The 16,282-nt window shown below is 48.6% G+C and carries 9 protein-coding genes; all 9 read right to left on the bottom strand.

What is annotated here, in order from left to right; all coding sequences use genetic code 11:
• Positions 1-154 precede the first annotated feature (154 nt).
• The 9 genes from AC58UX_RS03450 to AC58UX_RS03410 all read right to left on the bottom strand — a co-directional run bounded on the left by AC58UX_RS03450 (position 155) and on the right by AC58UX_RS03410 (position 16,163).
• Complete coding sequence (locus tag AC58UX_RS03450; RefSeq protein ID WP_497249692.1) at positions 155-2,593, bottom strand: alpha-L-rhamnosidase-related protein; 2,439 nt, start codon at positions 2,591-2,593, stop codon at positions 155-157.
• Entirely contained in the window at positions 2,593-4,086 is a 1,494-nt protein-coding gene (locus AC58UX_RS03445) for a glycoside hydrolase family 28 protein (protein ID WP_497249691.1), read from the bottom strand. The genes AC58UX_RS03450 and AC58UX_RS03445 overlap by 1 nt, the downstream gene beginning before the upstream one ends.
• A gap of 142 nt (positions 4,087-4,228) precedes the next feature.
• Positions 4,229-7,798, bottom strand: a complete 3,570-nt coding sequence (locus AC58UX_RS03440) for a polysaccharide lyase 8 family protein (protein WP_497249690.1) — start codon at positions 7,796-7,798, stop codon at positions 4,229-4,231.
• A 174-nt stretch (positions 7,799-7,972) separates the two neighbouring features.
• Positions 7,973-9,520 (bottom strand): type 2 periplasmic-binding domain-containing protein, encoded by a 1,548-nt coding sequence (locus AC58UX_RS03435; protein WP_497249689.1) that lies wholly within the window; start codon positions 9,518-9,520, stop codon positions 7,973-7,975.
• 61 nt (positions 9,521-9,581) lie between these two features.
• Positions 9,582-10,439: a carbohydrate ABC transporter permease gene (locus AC58UX_RS03430; protein ID WP_497249688.1), complete on the bottom strand. Its 858-nt coding sequence runs from the start codon at positions 10,437-10,439 to the stop codon at positions 9,582-9,584.
• Positions 10,433-11,296, bottom strand: a complete 864-nt coding sequence (locus tag AC58UX_RS03425; protein ID WP_497249687.1) for an ABC transporter permease — start codon at positions 11,294-11,296, stop codon at positions 10,433-10,435. The genes AC58UX_RS03430 and AC58UX_RS03425 overlap by 7 nt, the downstream gene beginning before the upstream one ends.
• Before the next feature lie 491 nt (positions 11,297-11,787).
• Positions 11,788-13,281 (bottom strand): response regulator, encoded by a 1,494-nt coding sequence (locus AC58UX_RS03420; protein WP_497249686.1) that lies wholly within the window; start codon positions 13,279-13,281, stop codon positions 11,788-11,790.
• Positions 13,259-15,049 carry a cache domain-containing sensor histidine kinase gene (locus AC58UX_RS03415; protein WP_497249685.1) on the bottom strand — a complete coding sequence of 597 codons (1,791 nt, stop codon included), beginning with the start codon at positions 15,047-15,049 and terminating at the stop codon, positions 13,259-13,261. The genes AC58UX_RS03420 and AC58UX_RS03415 overlap by 23 nt, the downstream gene beginning before the upstream one ends.
• A gap of 79 nt (positions 15,050-15,128) precedes the next feature.
• The gene (locus tag AC58UX_RS03410; protein ID WP_497249684.1) at positions 15,129-16,163 is read right to left on the bottom strand and encodes a GDSL-type esterase/lipase family protein; all 1,035 of its coding nucleotides are present in this window, start codon (positions 16,161-16,163) and stop codon (positions 15,129-15,131) included.
• Between the last annotated feature and the right edge of the window lie 119 nt (positions 16,164-16,282).

Raw genomic sequence — 16,282 nt, 5'->3', positions numbered from 1 at the left:
TTGGGCTCTCTCCTTCATCATATAAGGGTTTCTATCTTCCCATTCTATCCCCGATATGATGATGGAGCAATATACAACCTTTCGCGGAGTTAACATTGGTGCTTACTGAGGCGATTTTATAGACTATCTCCTAGCAGCAAGCTTCATTTTCGCTTCACAACGCAAATCTGAACTCATTCTGCCCCGCTTTCAAAATATAACTTTCATCGCCCCAAACCAACGTGCCAGGCAAATCTTGCGGCAATGAAACTTCCACTAGCCAATCGCTTTCTTGGCGCTCTACTTTCGCTTCTATGAAGCCTTTCGGGTGCGGAAGCTTGCCACTCAGACTTGTTAAGGGGCCTAGCTGCGGACGAATCACGACCGATGAAAAGCCCATCGCTGCCGGGCGAATGCCAAGCAAATTGGTGTAAAGATGGTAGATCGGGTGAGCTCCCCAAGCATGACAGTCCGAGCGAGTCGAGTCTTGGAAGATTTCCGGCGTCGTCTTAAGACCATTCGCCTCCATACCAAACCATGGCTCGAGTCGACCCAGCATCGCTTCAACATGACCAGAGGTGAGTAACACTTCGAACGTATAATGATCGAAATAAACACTTGTACGCATCAAGTCGTCATCAGTTTTCAGCATTTTAGGTACAAGGAGACGATTTACTTCAGGTGAAATCGACTCGCATAAGAATGAAAGCACCTGAGCGTGCTCCGAATAATTCAGATGTCCGGTATCATCGGCAAACAGCCCTCGCTCCTCATTCCAGAACAACTGCTCGACCACACTGCCAAGTTCTTTCGCCTGCCGCTTTGCTCGTGCTTCCAGCTCTGTTTCACCTAAGTAAGCTTCTAACTTAGCGACCAGCTCCAACGTATGAATCATCTGCAAATTATAAGCCGCATTCAAACGATCCTCTCCATGGGGTGGCACACCATGGCTCCATGCCTCTGAAGGCGATGTCTGCCAGTCCATGAAATTCCACGAAATCGGCAGCTTTACCGCCCCATTCGATGAACGGTGGAGCAATAGCCGATCCAACTCATCCCGGACACTGCTCATCGTGGAACGAACCCACGCAGAATCACCTCTCCACAAGGCATAATCGTAGACCATCGCCACCCACCACAAGGAGAAGGAGGAAATATGTTTTCCACCTTGATCTGGGTAAGCACAATTCACAATTCCAAGATGGTTGTTACGGGAAGCTCGGAACATGTCCAGCGCTTTACGAGGTAACCGATCATCGAGCGTACTCACATAAGTAATGAGCGACTGAATGCGGGTGTCCCCCACATACATGAGCTGCTCCCAATAAGGGCAATCCATGTACGTTTCGTGTGCACACATTTGCAGCGTCCTGAAAGACGGGGTAACGATTTGATTTAAGCGTTCATCACTACTATGAATTGAGCCTTCCATTTCCAATGGATATCGCGTTTCCAGCAGTCTGAATTCATTAATGTATAGCACTTCGCCTTCCGTTTCCACGATCAGCTCGCCATATCGACCCGCATGCCACCACAGCGTATCGAAGCTTCGGCCAAATCCGCCATCCGGACGAAACGTTTCGCCGATCCCTTTGAACCATTTGCCTTCAATCTCGTTCCGATTCGTCTTGCGTCCGCCTTGTGCTTCATCATACAAAGATTCCTCCCAATGAAGTCGAATGACAGAACCTTTCCCTCCCGATACAACAAGCTCAGGATAGAAACAATAATAGTTACCTAAATCAATAATGACGCGTCTTCGGGTAAAAGCTGGAACGTACATCGGTTGTCCGGTAAGTAAATCATGCCAACTGTCATGCTCATCTAGAAGATCGTGATTTGCGTCGATCGGTTGTCCTTCTGATTCTAGGATGCCAGCTTGTTCAACAAAACGAACAGCTTGCGGCGTAAAACGAACCTCTTGCATTGCAGGCAAGGTAGCAGGGCTCATAAGTCGCTGTACCGACGTAAAATGATAATTATCCGTCCTGTGGTAGACTTTCTCACTCGTTTGCACGGGGAGCCACCCTTCGCCTCCCCCGGACATAGCATCCCAGTCAAAGCTTGCGCCGTCTATATCCAACTTAGCGCCTGTGCCGATGCCGGAGTGCGTTGGAATAAACCGATAGCCCGGCATTGGCTTCGCTTCCCACTGAGCAACGCCAGTCCCCATTAAAGGTGCGAGTGATTCATCATCCGGGCTTAGCAGAAAGCCTGGCTGTACGCTGACCTGCGCCCATGGCTTATGCTTGCCAATCGACCAGCAGCGAGCAATCCATTGATGTTCGCCTGCCGGAATCTCAACCTCATACGTCTCATAAAACCAATTGGTGCGGTCTCCGCGTTCGCTGCCTCGGCCTATTCTTTTATGATCCAGATACAGCTCATATCTTTCGTCGCCCGATACGTGTACCCTTACACGAAGACCTTCTTGTAGAGAGAACTTGCAACGGTAAACGATGACATAAGGCGGTTTGTCAGCCTCTGCACATGTCACCCAACGGCTTGGCCAACCCGTGGCCTGTTCCCAAGGCTTTTGGGATTGATTTTGTTTGATTTGTTCACTATAGGGTAAATCAGTCAGCAATACGCGCAATCCAAACACTTCCTTCATTATCGGATATCATGTAAAACGTATAGTTCGACATTACGAATATTCATCTCTTCCATTGTAGTTGCGGGCTTCTCGCTGCCCTTCATATAGATCTGATCAAAGGTAACACCCTCAATTAGAAAAGGAGCCGTTCCACGCAGCATGGATGGGAGTTGACCTTGATCACGCACCTTAATATTTTTCAAGACTACTTGGTTGACCGGTCCAATCCCTCTTCCACTGTCTTCGATTTCTAAATGCAGCCAATATGGGCCATTTCTTGTGTGGATGACTTGTTCAATATCGATGTTCTCAAAGGTGATATATTCAGCAGGGAACGTACCAAAACGGTGGTGAATCGCTAAAGCACGGCTAGCTTGATAGACGTATCCATTTTTAAAAACGACATTCCTTTGCACTTGCTCTACACCCATCCCGACCTTAAAAGCCGCACAGCAAGTCCATGCGATCACATCGTCGAACGTTACGTTTTCAAGCACTTGAGGCGATCCTGGCCAATTTTTCGCAATATCTGTTGCTTCATTCCAAGTCTTGGTCGAAAACGGGTCGTCCTCCGAAATCGCAATCGTATGTGTTACAAGCACGTGCTGGCACTCTACGATATCAATGGCATCATCCTCATAATCGACCAGCGATTGAAAACCCTTATAATTCGCAATCTTGATATGATTAGAGCGAGTCGGAATGAGCGCCCAGAGCCCCGCATCACGGCCAATAATACCATCGATCGTAAAGTTGGACGTAGCTATCGGAACAATTAGATTGCTAACAAAGCTTTGATTCGCTCTCAGCCAGGAACCGTTTCCATCAATTGTCCCTCTCCCTGTGATCGCGATGTTGGTAGAATTGGCTTCTGTTTGAATGAACCAGGTGCCGTCCAGATGTAAACTATCTTTATGAAAATCGACACGGTAATCTTCTTTTTGATCGGTCGCCCTAAGCACGGCTCCTCCTTGCAGATAGAGGGTCACGTGGCTTTTCAGGATTAGATTGCCAATCAGGAATATGCCTTCAGGAACATAGACAATGCCTCCGCCAGCTGAGTTTGCGGCATTAATGGCATCCTGGATCGCTGAGGTCGCCATCGTTTTTCCTGTGCGGTCAGCACCATAATCGTTGACCACATGATAGATGCCGTCGCCAGATGAAAGTGGCGCACTCACTTCTAAAGGATCTGCGATGAGGACGAGCTCCTTTAAATTATTGATTTTTACAATGAGATAGCGCGACTCATTCAGATCGAAGGTCAGCTGATTCCCAGCTGCCGTTCCCTGAATCTCGAACGCTAACGGACTTATCGCATACGTATCAATCGGCTCGCACACCGTAATGGTTATAGACGTCGAGCCGGAATAAGAAAAATGAGCGTAATCATAATCACGATCCGTCAAAAAAGAAATCACAGGTACGCCGACCTGATCGGCTTTTACCGAATAATACGTAGATTCCGAGTAAATGGAAGGTACGGAATAGGTCTCAATCGTTGCAGGCATACTAATCCTCCTATGCTTCATAACTGCTAGGTTTAACATACCGACTTCGCTATCGCTCAGCAATCTACATTTCTTTGCAGGATTAACATGCTGCTAGAGAAGTAAAGAAACCCGAGACATCCTCAGGCTTCTTTGCTTACGATTATGGTATGTAGGTCACCTTGGCATCATCCACGCGCATCGAGCTAGCGTTGCCACCGATCAATGAACCTAGCTTGTCGACCTTGGTCACTCCAGCATAACGATAGTTCCACTGTGAGCCTCGCAGCTCGCCATTCACATAGACATCGAACTTTTTCGTTGTCGTGTTGATGATGACTTTGAGATGGTACGGTTCTCCGTTCGTGGTCGAGGTCTGTATATTCGTTTGAGTGCCACCGTTGTAGCCCCAAATTCTGCCCGCTTGCATAATGAGATGAGCAGCACTATTGTTCGAGGTGAGGCTGCTGTCTGAGACAACCAGCGCATTTTTCCAGTTGTCATCATCAGCAGTAACTGTCGCTTCTGCGATAACCGTGCTGTTAGCCGGTGCGGTAAACACCTTATGCGCTTCGGCTTTACCGCTAGTGGAGGTGGTCGTCAATTTGGCGGATTTGTTCGATCCGCTCACTGTCTGTACCACTCCGGTGTTTCCAGCAGTGCCTCCGTTATCAAACACCCAACCGCCTTGCCCGTTCAAATTGCCGAGCGCCAGACCGTCAAAATCTTCATCAATGAGCGATGTTAATGTAAGCGGCTTATACGATACTTTCACATCGTCCACGCTCATCGAGCTGGCGTTGCCAGCGATGGATGAGGAAATTTTGTCTAGTGCAGTCAAGCCCGTATAGCGGTAATCCCAGCCCGTGGCGAGCAGCGTATCGTTGACGTAAACGTCGATTTTTTTCGTTGACGCGTTGATCACGACCTTCAGACGATATGGCTGGCCATTCGTGATCCCCGTTAACACATCGGTTTTGGTGCTGCCGTTGTAACCCCAAATTTTGCCGGCTTGCATTACGAGCTGAGCGGCATTGTTATTGGTCGCTAAACTGCTGTCCGCGATAATAAGTGCATTTTTCCAATTGGCATCATCGGCTATTACTGTTGCTTCCGCTGTGATGTAGCCGTTTTGTGGGGCATTAAACAGACGATACGCTTCGGCACTTCCGCTTGTTGAGCCAGTTGTTACTTTCAGCGATTTTTCCGTGTTATCTGCGTTGGTCGGTTGTACAACAACGGTATTCGCAGCAACGCCAGCGTTGTTAAAAATCCAGCCATTTTGCCCAGTCAGTGAACCTGGCAGCATGTCATTGAAATCTTCGTTTACCGTATAACCGGTAATCGGTACACCAGTAGGCGTTGCAAAATACGCCTTGATGCTTTTGCCCCCAGCACCGTTCACATTAATGGTAAGTGTAGTCGTACCTCCGCTGGTGCTCGTTGTGACCCGTGAATCCTTATACACAACAGGTCCCAGAATTTGCGCAATCGTCACTTGAATCGTGCCCGTATTGGAAAGCGTTGGATCCGATACGGAAACTTCAGTTCCGTTCTCGGTTGTGTGCACCATGACGGACGCCTTTTTGTTGCTGGTGACACCGCTCACTGTTTTAGAAGCATCATTCCAGAAGTTAATGCCTAGAACGCCCAGTGAATTTTCCTTCACAGCCTGTGCATCTGTAGAATTCTCAACTACCGTGATGTCAGGATTTGCGGCATATGTGTCCACCTGCCCGCTGGTCTTCCCTGGCAGAAGTACATAAGCATACCCGCCATTTGTCGGATTTGTGCCGTGATCGAACCATAGATTCATGTAGTTGCGTGTAATATTCGTCGTATAATCGGTGCCAAGATTGTACGTATTAATACTCGACCATTGGTCTGTTCGCTCTTCACGCAATCCCTTGATCGTAGTTGTCGTAGGGAAGTAGTAACCGACATCCGAACCGGCCACACTCCCGGCCAAATGAATGCGATTTACGCCAGTCATCGTCTCGCTCCACCCAAGTGCTGTCGATTTAGCTGCACCGTTGACCGTGAGAGCATTGTTTCCACTGCTGTTCAACTTGCGGTTATCGACGATGGTTTCGACAACTTTGTTGTCCGTAGACGTAATGCCGGAACCTAAATTCACGATCTCATCATCAAACATAAACCAGGATTTCTTCGCTGTTAAATTGTAGCCATTGGCCGTGTATTGCATGCCTGTAGCTCCGTACAAGCCTGCAACTTCTGTGCCTCCAACCCAACTATTCGGATTTTTGACATTGGCAGCAGCCGTGGTATTCTGATTAACGGTTGTACCTGGCATGCGATAACTATTGACGGTAGGCCAGAAGGAATCTTTGTATTGTGTTAGGTCCGAATTATTCAGGTAAGTCATCCCGTCTCCGGTATGCCAGCCTCTTAAATTGACATTATTGACCATTTCATAATTCCCAATTCGATTGGAGGACATGCTGATGCCAAAGGCAAATCCCGGTCGATGGTGTACAGCTCTAGCCATACTCGGGTATTGTTTGTTCATGATCAGCGGTGCTCTTGGGGTAACGGAAGTATCACCCTCGATTAGCTTCGCTTGGACGATATCGCTCATCATGACCAAATCCGCATACTTCGTAGGCGAAGTGGCCTCCAGCAACCATTTTCTGACCATCGATTTATAGGCGGCACGATCACTGGCATTTGGTGCGGACAGTGCCATCCGAACCACGGCAGGACCAATCGCTTTTATCGAAGTTAATCCTTTATCATCGTCACTAAAACCAGCGATACCTCTTCCTCTGACACTATCGAACATGGAGTTATTATAGTATAGCGGTTCGAAAGCCGTATAAATCCATTGATATATGTTATTCACATCCGAATCTACGATATCCCATGTGGACCCAGCTACGACATACATCAATTTTGTCAAATTATCGAGCAAAGCTGTGCCATATCCCCCGTTGTAAGGAATGAGTGCGGTATGCTGAATAAAGGAACCATCGCTGTACACGCCTTCTCCGGAAGTCACATAATCAAATACGGGGCTAAGCTGGTCTCTGCCCTCAATAATTTTGGCGCTGTTCTTGACGATAATCCCGCTTTGAATTTTAATGTAGCAAGCCCACACGCGATTGGCTCCCGTTAAGCCGGCTCCCCATGCAAGCGCTTGCCAATCGATAACGGCATGCCAATTACTTATTTGCGTAGGGGTTAAACTGTCATACAACCACGTCGTGATGTTATTGATAGCTAGCGGTGAAGTAACCTGCCAGTCAAACCAATTGTCGTACCCTCTTTTAGGTATGCTTGTATTGTATCTGTTCGTATACATCCAATCCATCGCACTAATAATATCCGCCAGCAAAGTTGCATTGTTTCGAAGCGTTGAACCTCTAGTTACATAAGCCAGCGTCATCGCTTCTAACCGTTGGTAGCTTTGGGAAACGTGCTCCGACTCCGTTGTCGTTGCCAAGACACTCCACAGATAAGTTCTATCTGTACTCTTATTCATCCAATCCCAGTAGTTCTGTGCTTGGGTCGTAATATTCGTGATCTTGACGCTGATGTCCGGATCAGCCGTATTGTACGTAGATCCTCCTGTTGTAAAATCGTACATTTTCGTGCGCAAGGTGTCATACTCGTCTGCCGCATAGGCAGGTTTTACTGGTATTGACACTACGTTGATTACCAGAGCCAGCACCAATACAAGCGCTTTCAAATATAGTCCTTTAGCTTTTAACATTATTAACTCCTCTCATAAATAAATTGTCTATCCGCTCTGATTATAAGTGGTTATTTAACGGTAGAACAATATACAAGATTCCTGTCGATTAGTTAACAGGTATCAAAACGTATTCGTTTTCGGCATAAATTGAAACAACCCCTGGGGAATTTCCCAGAGGTTGTCTATTTTAAGCTACTTCACATAACCCAATTCCTTCAATTGCTTGGCTGCCTGATCCATGAGCAGCTTGTATTTGAAGGTGTCCTCCAGCTTTTTCAGGAAGCTGTCATACTCGCTAATTGGGGTCTTGCCGTACAAGAACTTCACAAATTCCTCATCGATGAAGCGCTCAGCATCCGCCTTATTGTAGCCTGTCGGTAAATCGATGAACCCGTTCAACACCTTGATGCGAGGAGCAGCCGCATTGCCAGCGATGTCTTGAGCCTGCTTAGCAAACTTCGTGGACAAATATTGCTGTTCCGGGCGTCCTGTGAACTGATAAACCCAAACATAGGCTGCTTCTGTTGCCATTAAGTCCGTCGGAACGACCTTGTCGCCGGTCACATTGTAATGCTTGCCGTTCAGACCGTACTGCACCAACCGACCGCCTTCGGTCGTGGAAACATAGTTCAAGAGGTCGAAAATACGCTGTAACTTATCTTTATCCTTCTCCATCGTTTTAGGGATGGCTACAAGTCCGGAAGTAGCACCGATATCTTCGACACCGTCGAAGGCCCCTCCAGGACCTTTCAAAGCCGGAATCTGCACCCATTCCGCATTCGGGTTAGCAGCTTTGATCTGCTTCTGGAACTCTTCTTTCATAATGCCAGACCATGCGGTATAAATGACGCCTGCCATGCCTTTGAATGCTTTCTCCTGCGCGGTCTGCGCCTTGTTCGTATAAAATTCTGGATCCATCACGCCACCATTGGCAAACTTCTGTACTGCCTGGATGGCATCCTTCATGCCTGGGGCATATAAGGAGTTAACTAATTGACCGTCCTTGGCGAAGAAATTCTTCGGACCGGGGATGCCAAATGCACCAAAGATTGGGGCCAATGCAGGAACACCGTGGCCGGTGATGCCAATGGTATCCTTCTTACCGTTGCCGTCAGGATCCTTCTCAACAAAGGCTTTGGCCGTGTCATAAAGCTCATCCAATGTGGATGGCATTTTCAGGCTCAGTTTGTCTAACCAGTCCTTACGAATATAGAATACATCTGCTGCGAGGTTCGGGGCTTTGGAGAAGCCGTATACTTTGCCGTTAATGGTCCCCTTCTTGAATGCATCGTCGCCTAGGAACTTCTTCACGTCGCCAAGTTTATCCATGTACGGTGTTAGATCCAAAAGGAGCCCCTTCTCCGCATACTGCTGCAGATGGTTGCGATCATTCAATTCCATGATGTCCGGGTAATCGGCGGCAGCAATCCGAGTATTGAGATTGTTCCTCAAATCATCGGTATTCGCAGGTAAATTCAGAACGAGATCAATATTCAGCTTCTTATCCAGATCTGTCTTGACATAGTCCGCTGCTGGATCAGGCATCTTGTTCCCCCAGCCTACCTTCATGACTTCCAATTTCACCTTCGCGGGAGCTTTGGTTGGCGCTGCTGATGCCGCCGCTCCTTGGGTTGGAGCCGCAGAAGAATCTGCAGCTTTGTTACTGTCATTGCCACATCCTGCGAGGAGTGCTCCTGCGGTTAGGACTGCGGACAAGCTGATGGCTGTACTCTTTTTCATGTTCATATGAATCCCCTTTCAATCAAATTGTACTATAAATACCGGACTTTGAGCCGGATATTTAACCTTTGATGGAGCCCAAAAGCATGCCTTTTGTAAAATATTTTTGGATGAACGGGTAAATCGCGATGATGGGCAGACTGGCCGTCATCACAACGGCCATCTGCAAGCTGACGGTGGGGATGGTGACTTCCGATTGGGCGCTGACATTCTGCGAGCTAAGCAGCATCTCCCGTACAATGACTTGGAGCGGCTGCAGATTTTTTTTCGTCACATACATGATGGCTTGAAAGATCTCATTCCAGTGGCCCACCAGATAGAACAGACCAACGGTCATCATGGAAGGCAGTGATAGGGGTACAACAATCTGCAACAGCACGCGCCATTCCTTTGCTCCATCTATTCTCGCGGATTCAAACAGTTCTTCCGGCAAACTCTCGAAGAAACTCTTCATAATGAGGACGTTGAAGGTCCAGATCGCATTTGGAATGATCATTGCCCAGAGGGAATTTAGCAATCCTAAACTTTTGACTACCAAATATGTAGGGATAATTCCCCCGTTGAAGATCATAGTGAAAATGATAGCCAGCAGGATGATGGATCGCCCTGGCACGTTTTTGCGGCTTAGTGGATACGCCAGCAGCGTGGTTAGGATCAAGTTGACTGCCGTGCCGACTACCGAAATAAAGATGGTATTCAAGAAGGCTCGGTGCAGCATAGATTCCTTCAGCAGCGTCTTGTACGCTTCAAAGGTAATGGATCGCGGGATGACCATGTAACCGTGTTTCATCACTTCTTCATAGGGGGTGAGCGACACAGATATCACGTATAGTATTGGGAACAAGGCGGCCAAGCCCACTAACAAGAGCGGAATCAGAATGATCGTGTCGAACGTGTTGTCTTTCCAGCTTCTTACCATATGCTGCCGCCTCCTTTCTTCGCAATCTTGTTGGCTAGTATGACAAGGGTGAAACCGATAACCGACTTGAACAATCCGACTGCCGACGCCACGCTGTAGTTCATCTGTTCCAACCCCGTCCGGAATACCCAGGTATCAATGATGTCCGCTACTTCGTACACCTGCACGTTGTACATAATGTAGATCTGCTCGAACCCCGCGTCGAAAATGTATCCCAGTCTCATAATCAGCAGCAGGATGAACACCGTTCGGATTCCCGGCAAGGTGATGTGCCAGATCATTCGTAACCGGCCAGCTCCGTCCACCTTAGCTGCTTCATACAGCGTTGGGTCGATGCCCGCTATGGCGGCAAGATAGATGATGGCTCCCCACCCCAGATTCTGCCAGATATCCGTTGTGACAAGGACACTGCGGAACCACTCATTAGAGGTTAAAAAGGGGATAGCCTTGCCCCCGTAATCCACGATCAGGCGGTTGATTAATCCTGTCGTCTCCGAGAAGAGCGCGAGCGATATGCCGTAGATGATGACCCAAGAAAGGAAATGCGGCATATAACTCAAGGTCTGTATGAACCGTGTGAACCAGGGAATCCGACATTCGTGCAACAGGATGGCCAGGATTACCGGCGGCACCAGACCGAACGCCATTTTGTAAATGCTGATTAGAAACGTGTTCGCGATAAGTTGGGTGAAGTATGGCGAATCAAAAAAATATTGGAAATGCTTGTACCAAGGATCAGCCCATGGACTGTTCATGATTCCGCCAACGATGTCGTAGTCTTTGAAGGATATCACCAAGCCATACATAGGCAGGTACTTGAAGATAACGTACCAAGCAAGCCCGGGAAGCATCATCATGTAGAAGGCCCTGGCCTTCAGTATAGAGCGCCACAGCTTGGAGGACGGCGCAGCGGTCTCGGCGGTGGTGGTGAATTCCGATTGTTTGGGGATCATGCCGATCACCTCTTTCTCTCGATTGACTATATACTCATCTTACACGCTCCATTGAACGCCAAGAATGAACATATTTGTGGTTCGACTCTACAGAATTATGCGTTTTCATAAGATCACTCTTTCTCCGCTTATTACTCCGAAATTCAGCGGCTGTTGTCCCCTTGCAAAGGTGCGGGCACATGTGATTTCAAATAAGGCTCTGCCAAAAGGCTATTCTTCGGAATTCTCTACCAGACGCGCAAATAGGATGTTTTCATAACGCTATTTTTGCGAACTAGCTTTGCTCCATGTCGAGGCCATACAGATATGCACGAACGCTATTCTCTCCCCCAAAGCAAACAAAGCCGGTCCAGGATGTCTCTCGACACCCAGACCGGCTTTGTGGACCGTCTATATCATTGACTCCGGAAATCATTTGGCGTACTTCCGGTCCAGCGTTTGAACATTTTGAAGAAATAGTTCTCGTTGGCGAAGCCGACCCGCGAACAGATTTCGCCTACTGGAAGGTCCGTCTCCTTCAAATAAAACTTAGACTGCTCAATGCGCGTTCGCTGAATATAATGAATCAACGTCTCGCCAATCTTCTTCTTAAAGAGGGCGCTAACGTAATGTTCATCCATGTTTACAAATTGAGCCAAACTCTTCAGGGTAATGTCCTCGGTAAAATGATCCCGAATGTACTTGAGAATTCGATTAATCTCGGAATGATCCGTCAGTTTAGTCAGATCCTGCTGCCATTGTTCATGGTACATTCGGATTCGGAGTATCATGTTCTCCAGCAAGGCCATATGGCTGTGGGAGGGAGGTACGACTCCCTGACTTCCAGCGGGACGGGCGGTTATGCGGGACATAATGAGATCGAGACGCTTAGCTGTCTCGAGGACAACGGCGGCGGGCAGCCTTCTCTCCGCCATCCGCTCCCAAATGTCCCGGAGCATGCCAATGGCCCCGTCGATCTTCGACATCTCAAAGCTCCGGATAAACTCCCGCTCTTGGCTCCATTCCAACCCCATGGCTGAAAGAAGACGGTCCGTCGGGGCTTGTGGACGCTTGGAAGATGAACTGTCGCTGTACCACTGGTTATCCCACTTCTGAAGCAGCTCCCCCCAGGTTTCCATCACCGAAGTTCCCGATTGGTGACTGTTCCGAAGGACAACGGGGCGGTTTCGAGGCCAAGCATCCTTCTTGCCAATACTCAGCCTTCCTCCCCATACGAATACAGTCAGTATCCCCGACCGGATGAAGGAATGGATCTCGGCTCCTTCCACCTGTTCGTCTAAGTGAGTTTGCAGCCAGGACGAATCCGTATTTCCGCCTTCCTGCCAGGTCATGTAAAGCTCGAGAGAACCCAAAGCTGACGGGGTGAAGTCCAACAAATGAACTTCTTCCAAAGCCCGCTCCCGATCGCGTTCGGATTCGAAGTAGCTATGAAACAGTTCCCATATTCGTCCGTATAAGTGCCGGTGTTCGTGCAGCTGAAGCCGTTCTTGGTTCCTCCGCTGGTCCGCCTTCCTGGAGAGCACCCTGGCTGCTTTTTGCAGCGATTCCTCCAAAGTGGACGCTTTCATTGAGCCTTTGAGTATATATTGCAGCGCCCCAAGTTCAAGGGAATGGCGGGCGTATTCGAATTCGCTAAAGCAGGTCAGCATAATGAATTCCGTATCCAACCCCTCCTGCCTTACATGGGAGAGGAGCTCAATTCCGTCCATCGCAGGCATGGAAATGTCGCTGATTACGAGATCTGGCCGGAGGTCCTTCATGAGAACCAGTGCCTCTTCCCCATTGCTGGCTTCGCCCATAATGGAGAACCCATGGGCCTCCCATTCAATCGTCTGACGCAAGGCCTTTCTTGCGAAGGTTTCATCCTCAACCAGCAGAATCTTCCACATCATTTTCACCTCCATGCATCAATGGATTAGAAAGCAGCAAAGGCAGGGTCATGGCGACCCTGGTCCCCCCTTTGACAGGGGCAATCTCCAGACCTCCCTGCTCCCGGAACAGAAGCTGGAGCCGTTCTTTCAGATTGCTTAAACCGATTCCTTTGCGTTTGCGGGACGAAGCCACCTTTCGCGCCTGCTCCAGACCCACTCCGTTATCCTCGATGGTCAAAATCAGGCGCTTTTCCTCTGAGCGGACAAGAACCTTTAAGTTCCCGTCTCCGGATCTCGGCGCAAGGCCATGCTGAATGGCGTTTTCCGCCAAAGGCTGCAGAGAGAGCTTTGGAACCAATGCATATTCTAGCCCGTCCTCGACGCTGTAGTTTACCTGGAATTTACCCTCAAACCGTACATTTTGGATATAGAGATAGGCCTCCAACAACTCAAGTTCGTCCTTCAGATAAATCATTTCCACATCTGAACGGAGACTGGATTCCAGAAGCAGGCACAAGGAGACGCACATCTCCTCAACGGCTTGTGCATTGCCTTCATGTGCAGTCCATTTCATTGTATTAAGTGTATTGAGAAGAAAATGGGGATTCATCTGTGCTAATAGCATTTGGAAGCGCAGCGCTTCCCGCTGCCGCTCTTCTACTTTTAACTTCCGCACCATATCTCCCATCTCATGAATCATCTGGTTGAAGCTTTGGGCCAGTGACAACAGCTCCCCACGGTGCTGCTCCTCGGGAATCTGAACATTTAAATTGCGACGGACCGTATCTTTCATCTTCTGCTCGAGCTGGTTTAGCGGTCGTGTGATGGTGGACAGAATGAAGAACGTAATCACAATAAAGGTGGCGGTAATGAGCAGGAACGACACCAGAAATCGGTTCTTCAAAGCAGATAGATCTCCAAAGAAGATATTCAGAGGAAACTTACTCACAATGATCCAATCCATCGACCGGATCGTTGCCGCATTCAAAATAGAAGATCCCGATTGGTTAATATAGCCTTCCTTACGGTTAAGCAGCGCTGGATCATGAACCCCCAGCTCCTTGCCAGAGGTCTGAAAGACCGGTTGGCCTGTGGAATCCAAGATGTAGTAATCCTGCAAAATAGGGAACGTCCGAATACTCGTACGTAGCCAATTCTCGAATTCGATACTGAACCGAAGCTTCCCTGCGGGGCGGCCCTTCCCATCGTGGATGACCATATAGATGCTAGCCACCTTACTGGAGGAATCGGCATTGACTTTGCCTAAATCGGCATAAGGATGAATCTCCCAAACAGTTTGATTAGGCATATCCGTCAGTTTGCGAAAACCTTCCTCACTTGCGACATCCGCCGCCTTACGATTGGAACGTGCAGCGAAAGACGTATAGAGATTCCCGCTGTTATCGATAAACGTAAGATTGATATAGCCGCCGGCCTTGGGAAATAAAGCTAGAATCGTATTAAAAATGCCGCTGGCTTCCTCCTCGTTCTGCTTAGTATCCGGCAAAGGACTGCTTAGCAATTTCCAAACTCGTTCGTTATTCTCCATTTGCAAGGCTGACAAAACGAGTGTAGTGCGCATCGTTTCGTACTCTTGGGCAAGGTTGTCCACTTGTGCTTGGTTCTGGACACCAATCTTACTCTTAATCAGATTTTCGATTTCGGAATAGTTCCAGATCTGAAGAATGGTGTAAGGAATCAAGATCAAAAGCGCGAACGACAGCAGCAACCTGTTTCTAAGCCGGGCTGGTGCCCAGCGGAGTATGGCGTTCCAAGCTTTCTTCATTTTGCATTCCCCCTTACACCAATATAGAAAAAAGAAGGCGCTTCCGCAATGAGAAAAACTTCAATCAAGGTATATGTGGTTAAAATAAACGGTTGCCCAGCATAGGACGCATTTGCTCCGCTAATCGGCTTCCGATCTCGATCATGCCTTGGTGGTTCGGATGCAATAGATCGTGGGACAGTCCGTTCCATTGGGTCAAAAGCTTGGTACCGTCAACGTAATATAGATTGGACAAACCCGATTCAGCTACAACTTGGTGTAATGTCTCTCGATACTCCTGCGGCGTGGACAGCGGGTTGCGTTCTGGCCATGCAAGGCCAAAGTCACTGAAGCTGGGAAATAATCCGATACAAATAACCGACTTGCCGGGGTTTCGTCCAGCCACCGTATACGCCATATAGGCCGCCCTCTCTTTATACTCCGCTGCGGATACCCCCTGGTTCAGCATGTTGACGGAAATACAAAGTGAGGCGATGTCCCAATCCTTCCGGTCAGCGAAATAATCGGCCAGAGCCGGCTCGCAATGAGCCGAACCCGCAGCGCCTAAATTCAACAAATCCATTCCTAGGTTCGTTGCGGTTTGCATGACATAGGTTACATCGGGCACAAAAGCATGCCCCCCGTAGGTAATCGAGGTGCCGTAGGCTAGGTACCTAAGCTCGGGCAGCTCTTCCCGTGACGGGGGACGGACGTCTTTCCCCTCGATGCCGTGAAAGCAAATCCGGGTATCGTGGAGAAGGATTCTCCAGACATGCCGTGGGTAACGAAGAGTACCAGGTTGAATAGCCTGATGGGTCAGCAGATAGGGAAACTTCGGCTCCATTCGGACGACGGTCGGTTCGGGAGTTAGTGTTACGAATCCGCATGGAAAGTCCCCGAAATACAGGTACGCTTGGCACGGACCGTCCGGGCTCGACAAGGTGACATCAACGGAGCTGCTATCCTCACTGACGAAGCGGATCTCACTGCATCCCGCCCTCTTATATTCACTCTGTGTCGTCTCTCGAAGCTGCAAGGCAACGCTGCGAGGGATCCTCTCCAGCATGAAGGAGGAGCTTCCTGGAACGGGAACTGCCTCTTCAAAATTGTGAAGCATGACTTGTTGCAAAATCATAATTAACTCATCCTTTTTGTTCCATTGTACACAATCGCCGAATCCGCAAAAATGAACAAATTTATGATCGGACTCCACAAAATTATGCCCTTTCAAAACACAATCCCGTGTGCCAATTA

This window comes from Paenibacillus sp. J22P90, from assembly GCF_059692195.1.
The sequence above is the reverse complement of the archived record's forward strand: the minus strand, read 5'-3'. Positions and strand labels throughout refer to the sequence as shown.

Bases quoted from the DNA above. Each gene is read 5' to 3' on its own strand.
- AC58UX_RS03420 (WP_497249686.1), bottom strand. From the start codon at position 13,281: ATGTGGAAGATTCTGCTGGTTGAGGATGAAACCTTCGCAAGAAAGGCC.
- AC58UX_RS03415 (WP_497249685.1), bottom strand. From the start codon at position 15,049: ATGAAGAAAGCTTGGAACGCCATACTCCGCTGGGCACCAGCCCGGCTT.
- AC58UX_RS03450 (WP_497249692.1), bottom strand. From the start codon at position 2,593: ATGAAGGAAGTGTTTGGATTGCGCGTATTGCTGACTGATTTACCCTAT.
- AC58UX_RS03445 (WP_497249691.1), bottom strand. From the start codon at position 4,086: ATGCCTGCAACGATTGAGACCTATTCCGTACCTTCCATTTACTCGGAA.
- AC58UX_RS03440 (WP_497249690.1), bottom strand. From the start codon at position 7,798: ATGTTAAAAGCTAAAGGACTATATTTGAAAGCGCTTGTATTGGTGCTG.
- AC58UX_RS03410 (WP_497249684.1), bottom strand. From the start codon at position 16,163: ATGATTTTGCAACAAGTCATGCTTCACAATTTTGAAGAGGCAGTTCCC.
- AC58UX_RS03435 (WP_497249689.1), bottom strand. From the start codon at position 9,520: ATGAAAAAGAGTACAGCCATCAGCTTGTCCGCAGTCCTAACCGCAGGA.
- AC58UX_RS03425 (WP_497249687.1), bottom strand. From the start codon at position 11,296: ATGATGATGCTTCCCGGGCTTGCTTGGTACGTTATCTTCAAGTACCTG.
- AC58UX_RS03430 (WP_497249688.1), bottom strand. From the start codon at position 10,439: ATGGTAAGAAGCTGGAAAGACAACACGTTCGACACGATCATTCTGATT.